The following is a 10,450-nucleotide window of genomic DNA, read 5'->3' as shown; positions in this document are numbered from 1 at the left end:
GTAGAGCGCCCGCCGGTCGGGCGAGACCTCCCCACGGGTGAAGAAGCGTCTCGTCCCGACCAGCGCCTGGGTCAGGGAGTCGTCGAGCTCGGCCACGTGGATTCCTTTCCCTAGGCCGCCGCAACCGGTCGGGCGCTACGGCCCACCGAAAACAGGTCGAGGAGCAACGCCGCGAGTGCCACCACGGCTAGGAGGGCAAGCCCAAGCCCATAATTCCCGAAATTGCCGTAGATCGCGCCCATAACCAAAGGTGGGACGAATCCACCCAGACCGCCCGCGGCCCCGACGACGCCCGTCACCGACCCCACCTGGTTGGCCGGGGCGACTGCGGCGACCAGCGCGAAGGTGGCGCCGCTGCCGGCGCCGAGGGCGGCCGCCATGGCCAGGAACGCGATCGTGCCCAGCGGCACGTCCCCTCCAACGCCACGCAGGGGCATCGGGTCGATCACCCCGTTCCGCCCAGCCTCGTCGCCGGTTGCCCGAGCGAATAGGGACTTTGTGCCTGTCCTTGGGACACTGGCGAAGTGGCGCAACGCAGAGGGTCGGGACGGCTGGTCGAGACGGTCGCCTCGGGCGTCGCCGAGCTGATCCCCGACCCCGACCGCCGGTCGGCGTACAGCCTGATGCTGGACGGGACACCGCAGTCGTACGTCGATCTCGACGACCCGGCCCACCTGGAGTTCGAGTACATCCGGCGGATGGCGGCGGCGATCGACCTGCTCGCGCCGCCCGGCGAGCCACTGCGCGCGCTGCACCTGGGCGGCGGCGCGCTGACCCTGCCCCGCTACCTCGCGGCGACCAGGCCGGGCTCCCCGCAGCGCGTGGTGGAGATCGACGGCGCCCTGGTCGAGCTGGTCCGCCGCGAGCTGCCGCTGCCCGCCAAGGCAAATATCCGGGTACGGGTCGGGGACGCCCGCGCGGCCGTCGAGGGCATGCGCGACGGCGGGTACGACGTGGTCGTCCTGGACGTCTTCGCGGGCGCCCGCACCCCGGCCCACCTCGCGTCGGTCGAGTTCGCCCGGGAGATCGCCCGGGTGCTCGCGCCGACCGGCCGGCTGATCGCCAACATCGCGGACGGCCCGCCGCTGCGCTACGCCCGCGCACAGGTGGCCACCATCCGCGCGGCGCTGCCCGAGGCCTGCCTCGTGGCCGACGCCGCGGTGCTGCGCGGCCGCCGCTTCGGCAACCTCGTGGTGGTCGCCGGCCGCACCCCGCCGCCGGTCGCCGAGCTCACCCGGCGGGCGGCCGGCGACTGGTTCCCGGGCCGCGTGGAGACCGATCTCGACCGCTTCTCCGGCGGGGTGGCGCCGGTCACTGACAGTGTCGCTGTCGCGTCACCGACCCCTCCGTCGGGCCTTTTTAGTAACCGAAAGTGACTAACGATCACCCAAAGGTTCCATCGGAACCGGCCTGTCATGTTGACGTCAGGAAATCGGGTGTGATTCGCGGCCGGTGACTTGTCGAGGCCCGGTGCGCCCGGTTGTAATCAACCTCAGCCGCGTCCGACGCGCGGCCGCCGACTGGGGGGTAGGCGAGCATGTCCGAGAGATTCTTCCTGGCCGCGTCCGGCACCGCCGCAGACGCGTCCGGTTCGCGCGTGCTGTGGACCGGGCGCTGCGCCGTGGCCGAGTACGCGTTCGAGGAGCCCAACTCCCTCCCCCGCTGGGCGCTGCCCGAGGAGACCGAGGTCGTGGTCACCGAGGAGCGCGTCGTCTACCGCGACGCCGCCACCGGCGCCACCGGCGAGCTGCGCTGGCCGTTCCCCCAGCACCTGCGGGTCCAGCCGGGCAGCCGGGACGCCGGCCGCTCGGCCACCGTCACCCAGATCCAGCTGGTCTGCGCCGGCTCCGGCGGCGCGTTCCCGGCGCTGGTCTTCGCGGGCGGCGACCTCACCTCGGTCAGTGACGCGGATCGGCTCGCCAACGTGCTGCGCCAGGCGATCGCCCGGTACCGGGTGGACCACGCCGCCGAGCTCGGCATCCCGGCGCCGCAGGCCCGCATGCTGTCCCGCCTGGTGATCGGCCCGGAGTTCAGCAACTACCAGGGCGGCGACGGGCAGACCGTCTCGCTGCTCGGCGCCGTTCCGGCGGTCGAGCCGCCACCGACCGCGGCCGTGCCGGACGTCTACGACGAACAGCCCTACACGACCTACCAGTACCCGCCCGGCAGCCCGGTGGTCGGCTCGGCGCCGCCCGCCACCCCCGCGCCCGCCCCGCGGGCCCACCCTGGCCAGGACGGCGGCTACGTCCCGTACGCCGCGCCGATGGCCGGCCGCGCCGAGTTCGGCGTGACCCCGCCGCAGGTCCTGCGCCCCGGCTTCGACGAGGTGGCCCGCTCCCGCCCGGCCCGCCCGGCCGACGAGGTCACCCTGCGCGGCGGCCCCGACCTGGAGGCCCGCGCCGCCGACCTGGCCGCCCGGGTGGCCGGCCTGGTCGCCGGTGGCGCCGGTTACGACCACGACCCGAACGAGCGGACGAACCTCTCCAGCCTGCTCGGCGGTCCCGAGGCGCCGCTCGACCGGGCCGAGCAGGTGCGCCGGACCGCCGCCCGGCTGGCCGGAAACTCGGCCCGCGCCCGGAGCGTCGCCCCGCGCAACCCGGCCGACGACGAGATGGGCTCGACCACCCACAACTTCTGAGCGGCTACTCGGCTGCCCCGGTCGGTCCCGCCCCGGCTACTACGAAGCAGCGCCCCGTCGCCACCCGCTCGTCGTGCAGGTCGTGCGCCCGGCGCAGCAGGTCCATCAGCTCGTCCTCGGCCCGGATCCGCGCCCGATACTTCTCCGGCAGCGTCCGGAGCTTGGCCTCCTCGCCGAGCAGCTTGTGGAACAGCTCGTCGCAGTAGGCCGGGTCCGTCTCCACCTCGAGGAACTCGGTGGCGTGCCGGCGGGCCGTCGCCACGTACGTCTGCGCTCGGCCCTTCGGGCTCAGCAGCGACACCACCACGGTGATCAGCAGGATGGCCACGATGGTCGCCAGGGACACCTCGGTGGAGATTTCGGCGGCGTGGACCGGCTCGCCGTCGTTGATGAACGGCACGTTGTTCTCGTGCAGCGCGTGCAGGATCAGCTTCACGCCGATCAGCGCGAGGATCGCCGCGAGCCCGTACGAGAGATAGACGAGCCGGTCCAGCAGCCCGTCGATGAGGAAGTACAGCTGCCGCAGCCCCAGCAGCGAGAACGCGGTCGCGGTGAACACGATGTACACGTTCTGCGTGAGCCCGAAGATCGCCGGGATGCTGTCCAGGGCGAACAGGATGTCGGTGCCGCCGATCGCCACCATCACCAGCAGCATCGGCGTCATCATCCGCCGCCCGTCCCGGTACGTGAACAGCTTGTCCCCGTCGTACACGTCGGAGGTGCGCAGCACCCGCCGGGCCACCCGGATGATGATGTTGTTGGGCGGCTCCTCCTCCTCGCCGCTCTGGTGCCGCAGCAGGTTGCCGGCCGTGACCAGCAGAATCAGCCCGAAGATGTAGAACACCCAGGCGAACGAGTCGATCAGCGCGGCACCCAGGAAGATGAAGCCGGTCCGGGCCACCAGCGAGACGGCGATGCCGACGAGCAGCACCTTCTGCTGGTCGGCCCGGGGCACCTTGAAGCTGCCGAGCAGCAGCAGGAACACGAAGAGGTTGTCGACCGACAACGCTTCCTCGGTCACGTAGCCGGCGAAATACTCGGCCCCGCTCTGCCCGCCGGCCAAGACGGTCACCCCGAGTCCGAACAGAACGGCGATCGCCACGTAGATCGCCGTCCACCGGGCGGCCTCGCCGAGCGACGGCACATGCGCCTTGCGTACGTGGAAGAAGAAGTCGAACAGCAGCAGCCCGACGATGCCGAGAACGGTCAGCAGCCAAACCCACCCCGACACGCTCTGCATGGCCACATCCTAGGTATCGGTGACCGCCGCGCGCAGTTGTGACCTACTGAGGAACAGCGCACCGGTGAGATCCGCCCCGCGCAGGTCGGCACCGCGCAGATCGGCTCCGGTGAAATCGGCCCGCCGCAGATCCGCGCCCCGCAGGTCCGCCCCGATCAGCAGCGCACCCCGGAAACTGGCGCCGTTGAGGGCGGCGCCGCGCATCTTCCGCCCGATCAGATTGGCCCCGCGGTAGTCGGCCTTCGGAGTGCCGGCCCGGGCCAGGTTGCTCGCCTGCTGCAGCAGCGGGTTGACCTTCCGCCGCTCCGCGTCCACGTCCAGCCCCTTGAGCTGCGCGGGCGTTCCGCCCGCCAGGTGGTCGATCCGGGCGAGTTCGGCACGCAGTTTCGGGTGTACGCGAACCGCTGCGGCCAGCTTAAGCGCCTCGGTCAGCAGCCACATCAGCTCGTGCAGCTGCCGTACGACGGGAAGCAGCCCCAGCATCTCGGGCGCGCTCTGCCAGTCCTGCCCGATGCCGAAGGTCTCCCGGCTGATCCGCTGCCCGGCCCCGAAACAGTCGAACACCACGCACCCGGGAAAGCCGCTCTCCGCGAGCCGCTCATGGATGCCGCACCGAAAGTCGGCGCCAAGATTCGGACAGGGTTGCCCGGCCGGCTTGGTGATGGCGAAGTCGGACGACTTGACGAAGGCCGGCGCGACGCAGCAGAGCCCGACACAGCTCGCACAATCCGCTTCCAGCACCCGTTCACCCACCGGTCCACTCTCTCAGACGCCGGCTCCGGACCAGGGCAGACCCTGGCCCACCGGGCTTCTTGACCTTCACGGCAGACTGTGGAGCGTGACGCACGCGCAGCGACAGCAGCTCATCGAGATCGACCGCCGGCTCTCCGAGGAGGAGCTCGGCGATCGCGCGCTCGTGCACGCGATGGTGCAGCTCGAGTGGTACCGGGCGCAAATGAGCAAGACCCGGCGCAAGTACGTGCTGTCCGAATCGGGGGCGCTGTTCCTGGCCGGCGCGGCGACCGTGCTGGCGGCGCTCAGCGCGCCGGCGTGGATCACGGCCACGGTGGCGGCGTTCGTGGCGTTCCTGGCGGGGCTGCGGCGGGTCGTCTCGTGGCACGACGACTGGCTCGCGGCCTCCGAGGCCAGGGCCCAGGCGGAGGCCGCGATCTCCCAGTATCGGCTGTTGCCCGCGGACGAGCGGACGCTCGAACGGCAGCGGGAGTTGGTGGCGGCGATCGACAAGCTGGTGCTGGACGAGACGCGCAGCTGGGGTCGGCGCCGGCGGGAGAAGGTGCAGGCGGAGCTGCCGGGCTGAGCCGACGGCTAGGAGATCAGCTCCAGGGTGTCGACCACCCGGTGCGAGAAGCCCCACTCGTTGTCGTACCAGGCGACCACCTTGACGTGCCGGCCGTCGACCCGGGTGAGCTTCGAGTCGAAGATGGACGATGCCGGGTTGCCGGTGATGTCCGACGAGACCAGCTCGTCGTCCGAGTACTCCAGGATCCCGGCCAGCGGCCCGTCCGCCGCCACCCGGTACGCGGTCAGCACCTCGTCGCGCGACACCTCCCGGCGGACCGTCGTGTTCAGCTCGACGATCGAGCCGACCGGCACCGGCACCCGGATCGAGTCGCCGGACAGCCGGCCGTCCAGGTTGGGCAGCACCTTGCCGATCGCCTTGGCCGCGCCCGTGGTGGTCGGCACGATGTTGACCGCCGCGGCGCGGGCCCGGCGGGCGTCCCGGTGCGGGCCGTCCTGCAGGTTCTGCTCCTGGGTGTACGCGTGGACCGTGGTCATGAAGCCGTGCTCGATGCCGGCCAGCTCGTCCAGCACGGCCGCCAGCGGGGCGAGCGCGTTGGTGGTGCAGGACGCGTTCGAGATGATCGTGTGCGCGGCCGGGTCGTACGCGCCGGTGTTGACGCCGAAGGCAATGGTCACGTCGGCGCCGTCGGACGGGGCGCCGACCAGCACCTTCCGCGCGCCGGCGGCGAGGTGCGCGCGGGCCGCCTCGGCCTTGGTGAAGCGGCCGGTCGCCTCGAGGACCACCTCGACGCCGAGGTCGGCCCAGGGCAGCGCGGCCGGCTCCCGCTCGGCGAGCACCTTGATGCGCCGGCCGTCGACGACCAGGGTGTCGCCGTCGACACTCACCGGCCGGCCGAGCCGCCCCGAGGTGGAGTCGAAGGCGAGCAGGCGGGCGAGGGCCCGTGGTTCGGCGAGGTCGTTCACGGCGACGACCTCGAGCTTGCTGTCCCGTTCGAGCAGGGCGCGCAGCACGTTGCGCCCGATGCGACCGAATCCGTTGATGGCGATGCGAGTCATGCCCCAAGCCTGTTTCCCGGCCCGAAGAATCGACAGCGGCTCGAGCGCCACCCTTCGCAAGGATCTAGCCACCGAAGGTTCGGCGGTACTGGCTCGGCGTGGTGCCGAGGACGCGCTGGAAGTGCAGGCGCAGATTCGAGCCGGTGCCCAGGCCGACATCCTCGGCGATCTGCTCGACGCTGCGCTCCGACCGCTCGAGCAGCTCGCGGGCCAGGTCGATGCGGGCGCGCAGCACCCATTGCATCGGCGTGTATCCGGTGTCCTCGACGAATCGCCGGGAGAACGTGCGCGGCGACACCGCCGCGTGCCGGGCGAGCACCTCGAGGGTGAGCGGCTTGTCGAGCCGATGCAGCGCCCACTCCCGGGTGGCGGCGAACCGCGCGCCCAGCGGTTCGGGAACGCTGCGGGGCACGTACTGGGCCTGGCCGCCGCTGCGGTAGGGCGCCGCGACCAGCCGGCGGGCCGCGTGGTTGGACGCCGACACGCCGAGGTCCCGGCGCAGGATGTGCAGGCAGAGGTCGATCCCCGAGGCGGCGCCGGCCGAGGTGAGCACGCTGCCCTCGTCGACGAAGAGCACGTTCTCGTCCACCCGGACGCGCGGGTGCTTCACGGCGAGCTGGCGTGTGTAGTGCCAGTGCGTGGTGGCCCGCTTGCCGTCGAGCAGGCCGGTGGCGGCGAGCGCGAACGCGCCGGTCGAGATCGCGGCGAGCCTTTTCCCGGCGGCGTGCGCGGCGAGCAGCGCGTCGACCACGGCCGGCGGCGGGTCCTCCCGGTCCGGGAAGCGGTAGCCGGGGATGAAGACGATGTCGGCCCAGTCGAGCGCGTCGAGGCCGTGGGCGACGTGGTACGACAGCCCGTCGCCGCCGGTGACCAAGCCGGGCGCCGGACCGCAGACGCGCACCTCGTACGGCATGCTCGATCTGGTCGTGAAGACCTGTGCCGGGATGCCGACGTCGAGCGGTTTGGCGCCCTCGAGCACGAGGACGGCAACGCGGTGCAGGCGATCGGCGGCCACCGGCCAAGGGTAGGGCCAGTCCCCGGGCGCGGGCGTGACACGATGACACGATGCGCCTGGTGACCGACGACGAGCGCCGGGCCCGGCTGGCGGTCCGGCACGCGCTGGCGCCGGCCTTTCGCGCCGACTCCCCCGAGGCCGTGACCCGGGCGATGACCGTGCTGCACGCCACCGAGCCGGCCACGGTCCACCTCGCCTGCCGCGCCCGCTTCGACGCCTGCACGGTGGCCGACCTCGACCGCGCGCTCTACGCCGACCGCAGCCTGGTGAAGCAGCTGGCGATGCGCCGCACGCTGTTCGTCTTCCCGCGGGATCTGCTGCCGGCCGTCTGGCCGAGTGCCTCGGCGCGGGTGGCCGGCGCCGAGCAGGCCCGGGTGACCCGCGACGTGGTCCGGTCCGGGATGCCCGCCGACTGGCTGACCCGGGCCCGCGCCGAGGTGCTGGACCTGTTGGCCGACGTGCCCGAGGGCCACACGGCGGGCGAGATCCGCAAGGCCGTTCCGATGATCGACGTCCGCATCCAGGAGTCCGCCGGCGGGCAGTCGCCGGTGGCCCGGGTGCTGACCCACCTCGGCCTGACCGCCGACGTGGTACGCGGCGTCAACACCGGCCGATGGCACACGTCCCGGCCGCGCTGGACCCTGATGAGCCACTGGCTGGGCGCCGTGCCGCCGGCGCTGGACGCGACGGCCGGCTATCGCGAGTTGGTGCGCCGCTGGCTGGTCAGCTTCGGCCCGGGCACCGAGGACGATCTCGTCTGGTGGCTGGGCTCGACCAAGTCGGTGGTGCGCGCGGCACTGGCCGCCCTCGACGCGGTCGCGGTGACGCTCGCCGGTGGCGAGACCGGCTGGCTGCTCCCGGACGACGCCGGCGAGGTGCCCGACCCCGGGCCGTGGGTGGCGCTGCTGCCGGTGCTCGACCCGACCGTGATGGGCTGGAAGTCGCGCGACTTCTACCTCGGCCCGCACCGGGCAGACCTGTTCGACCGTACCGGCAACGCCGGCACGACGGCGTGGGCGAACGGCCGGATCGTCGGCTGCTGGACCCAGGACCCGGCCGGCGTCGTCGAGGTGCGCCTGCTCGAGAAGGTGCCGCCGTGGGCGGCCCGAGCCCTGCGCGACGAGGGCGTGCGGTTGACCGAGTGGCTGGCCGGCGTGCGCGTACCGACCGGCTACGCCTCCCCCGCCATGCGCGCCACGCCCGCTCCCGCCTGACCGGTTGCACGCCACCTTTGAAGCGAGCGACTGACCCTCAGTTGACGTAGTTCTCCAGCAGGGCCGGGGTCAGGCCGGACCGGTGGATGGCGGTCAGGGCGGCGGTGACGTCGCTGACGAAGGCCGGGCGGAAGTGCATCAGGATGATGTCGCCGGGCTCGATGCGATGCACCGGGGTCTGGTAGTAGACCTTGCCGTTGTTGACCGTCTCGGTCCAGTTGAAAGCCGCCTGCAGCCCGCAGTCATGCACGGCGCGGAGAGTGTTCTCGTCGTAGTTGCCGTACGGCGGCCGGAAGAACCGTGGCGTGCTGTGGAAGGTCGTGCGCAGCAGGTCGCGGGCGCCGCAGATCTGGTAGCGCTGGGTCGCGTACGGCAGGCCGCGCATGCTCGGGTGGGTGAGCGTGTGGTCCTCGATCACCCCGCCCTCGCCGACGAGCCGCTCGAAGAACGGCGGGTTCTTCGCGGCGACCGGCCCGATCAGGAACATGGTGAACGGGACGTGCGCGGCCGCCATCAGCGATCCCGCCGTGGGCAGCTGCACCTGGCCGTCGTCCATGGTCAGGAAGGCGACCCGCTGGTGGACGGCGAGCCGGCGATACATCGGCGCCAGCGCGCCGCTCGGCGCGGTGACCGGCTCGGCCGGCGGCGGCGAGGCGAAGACCGGCAGTCGGATGCCGTCGAAATCGCGGTCGGTCGCGGCCGCGGATCGACCCGGCGGCGGCGCGGCCGTGGCGCTGCCGTGCACCCCGGACGGTGCGCCGTGACTGCTGCAGCCGGCCACGATCAGCACGGCGGCCACCAGGGATCGACGGAAGCGCATGCCGGCCACCGTAGTCACCCGTTTCTGGCACCTCCTGTGACCATCCGTCAGAGGGTCACGGCAATCCCGATCACCGGAGCCTTCCGCAGGTGGAGGGTGCTCGCCAGCCAGTTGCCGACCCGGGAGAGCAGGTATTTGTCGGCCACCGCCTTCCGCGCCGTCCGGGTGCCGGCGTCGTCGAGGACCTCGGCGGTGCCCTCCGCGGTCGGGGCGCCCTCGGCGATGCGGCCGCGGAGGTCGCAGACCGTGACCTTGACCCGGCTGTCGCGCCGGATCCGCTTCACCTTCCACGCGTCGGCGTCGGACACGATGTACATCCGGCCGTCGCTCGTCGCCTGCCAGACCGCGGTTGCGACGGCCGTGCCGTCCTTGCGGTACGTGGTCAGGCTGACGTACTTGCTGCGGGCGATCTCCTCCGGCACTGCCATGAGGCAACGGTAGCGGCAGACGGAACCACCCGGGCGGCGAGCCCGTCAGAACCATGTCCCGCCGGGGGAAGGAGTCGCCATGAGGTGTCGACGGCCGATGCTGGGTGTGCCACTGCTGTTGCTGGTCGTGGGCCTGGGCGGCTGCGCCCGCCAGCCCCGGTACGACGGACCGGAGACCGGGGCGCCGGCACCGGCCCCCGCCGCGTGCGACGCGACGAGCACCTCGCCGCCCCCGGTCGGCTCCGCCCCGCCGACCACGGACACCAGCTTCTATACCCAGCAGGACCGCCTCGACGAGATGGCCGCCGCGGTCGACCGGATCGGCGCGCGCTATCCCCAGGTGTACGCGGGCGTCGAGCTCGCGCCGGATCACTCGAAGATCATCGTCTTCCGCATCCCGTCCGCGCCGTTCGACGCCGCCGTGCGGGCCGCGCTGCCCGGCAAGCCGGTCGGCCTCGTCGACGCCGCGCACTCCGCCCGCGAGTTGAACGCGCTGCTCAACCGGGTGTCCGCCGACGAGCGCTACTGGAAGAGCCGCGGCATCCCGCTCAACTGGCTGTCGCCCCAGGTGGACGGCAGCTGCGTGCAGGTCGCCACCACCGATCCCGTACGTGCGAAGCCGCTCTTTCGCCTTCGCTACGGCCCGGCCCCGATCCAGGTGATCCACGGCGCCGCCGCCGTCACCCGATCGGGCCGCGTCGCCGCCGTTGGGGGTGAAAACCCCCGGGCGGAGCCGGATGGTTTCCGGCTTCTGACCGCCGACCGCCCCGCCTAGC

Annotated in this window: 12 protein-coding genes; 5 read left to right on the top strand and 7 right to left on the bottom strand. The window is 72.3% G+C overall.

Annotated elements, in window-relative coordinates; genetic code table 11:
* Nucleotides 1–110 precede the first annotated feature (110 nt).
* The gene (locus tag ODJ79_RS40270) at nt 111–410 is read right to left on the bottom strand and encodes a hypothetical protein (protein WP_411267418.1); all 300 of its coding nucleotides are present in this window, start codon (nt 408–410) and stop codon (nt 111–113) included.
* A gap of 114 nt (nt 411–524) precedes the next feature.
* Between ODJ79_RS40270 and ODJ79_RS40265 the strand changes: the two genes are divergently transcribed.
* Together ODJ79_RS40265 and ODJ79_RS40260 are read left to right on the top strand one after the other, a co-directional pair.
* Complete coding sequence (locus tag ODJ79_RS40265; RefSeq protein ID WP_263028970.1) at nt 525–1,376, top strand: spermidine synthase; 852 nt, start codon at nt 525–527, stop codon at nt 1,374–1,376.
* Nucleotides 1,377–1,537: 161 nt separating this feature from the next.
* The gene (locus ODJ79_RS40260) at nt 1,538–2,638 is read left to right on the top strand and encodes a translation initiation factor 2 (RefSeq protein ID WP_263028969.1); all 1,101 of its coding nucleotides are present in this window, start codon (nt 1,538–1,540) and stop codon (nt 2,636–2,638) included.
* A 4-nt stretch (nt 2,639–2,642) separates the two neighbouring features.
* Here ODJ79_RS40260 and ODJ79_RS40255 read toward each other — a convergent pair whose 3' ends face one another.
* Together ODJ79_RS40255 and ODJ79_RS40250 are read right to left on the bottom strand one after the other, a co-directional pair.
* A complete protein-coding gene (locus ODJ79_RS40255) occupies nt 2,643–3,878 on the bottom strand; it encodes a TerC family protein (protein WP_263028968.1) in 1,236 nt (411 codons plus the stop codon).
* 9 nt (nt 3,879–3,887) lie between these two features.
* A complete protein-coding gene (locus ODJ79_RS40250; protein ID WP_263028967.1) occupies nt 3,888–4,631 on the bottom strand; it encodes a pentapeptide repeat-containing protein in 744 nt (247 codons plus the stop codon).
* 85 nt (nt 4,632–4,716) lie between these two features.
* Here ODJ79_RS40250 and ODJ79_RS40245 point away from each other — a divergent pair, with 85 nt between their 5' ends.
* Nucleotides 4,717–5,196 carry an SLATT domain-containing protein gene (locus ODJ79_RS40245; RefSeq protein ID WP_263028966.1) on the top strand — a complete coding sequence of 160 codons (480 nt, stop codon included), beginning with the start codon at nt 4,717–4,719 and terminating at the stop codon, nt 5,194–5,196.
* Between the two features lie 8 nt (nt 5,197–5,204).
* Here the strand turns inward: ODJ79_RS40245 and gap are convergent, their stop codons facing one another.
* Both gap and ODJ79_RS40235 read right to left on the bottom strand, forming a co-directional pair.
* Nucleotides 5,205–6,197, bottom strand: a complete 993-nt coding sequence (gene gap, locus ODJ79_RS40240; protein ID WP_263028965.1) for a type I glyceraldehyde-3-phosphate dehydrogenase — start codon at nt 6,195–6,197, stop codon at nt 5,205–5,207.
* Between the two features lie 64 nt (nt 6,198–6,261).
* Entirely contained in the window at nt 6,262–7,212 is a 951-nt protein-coding gene (locus ODJ79_RS40235; protein WP_263028964.1) for a GlxA family transcriptional regulator, read from the bottom strand.
* A 50-nt stretch (nt 7,213–7,262) separates the two neighbouring features.
* Between ODJ79_RS40235 and ODJ79_RS40230 the strand changes: the two genes are divergently transcribed.
* Entirely contained in the window at nt 7,263–8,426 is a 1,164-nt protein-coding gene (locus tag ODJ79_RS40230) for a winged helix DNA-binding domain-containing protein (RefSeq protein ID WP_263028963.1), read from the top strand.
* Between the two features lie 37 nt (nt 8,427–8,463).
* On the opposite strand, the gene ODJ79_RS40225 is transcribed toward ODJ79_RS40230, so the two are convergent.
* Together ODJ79_RS40225 and ODJ79_RS40220 are read right to left on the bottom strand one after the other, a co-directional pair.
* On the bottom strand, nt 8,464–9,246 hold the full coding sequence (locus tag ODJ79_RS40225) for a polysaccharide deacetylase family protein (RefSeq protein WP_263028962.1): 783 nt from the start codon (nt 9,244–9,246) through the stop codon (nt 8,464–8,466).
* A 47-nt stretch (nt 9,247–9,293) separates the two neighbouring features.
* Nucleotides 9,294–9,674, bottom strand: coding sequence for a PPOX class F420-dependent oxidoreductase (locus ODJ79_RS40220; RefSeq protein ID WP_263028961.1), 381 nt, complete (start codon nt 9,672–9,674; stop codon nt 9,294–9,296).
* 79 nt (nt 9,675–9,753) lie between these two features.
* On the opposite strand from ODJ79_RS40220, the gene ODJ79_RS40215 reads away from it, so the two are divergent.
* On the top strand, nt 9,754–10,449 hold the full coding sequence (locus ODJ79_RS40215) for a hypothetical protein (protein ID WP_263028960.1): 696 nt from the start codon (nt 9,754–9,756) through the stop codon (nt 10,447–10,449).
* Nucleotide 10,450 lies beyond the last annotated feature (1 nt).

Origin of the sequence: Actinoplanes sp. KI2, from assembly GCF_025630775.1 — a bacterium.
Classification (GTDB): Bacteria; Actinomycetota; Actinomycetes; order Mycobacteriales; family Micromonosporaceae; genus Actinoplanes.
This window is presented reverse-complemented; position numbering and strand designations above follow the sequence as displayed.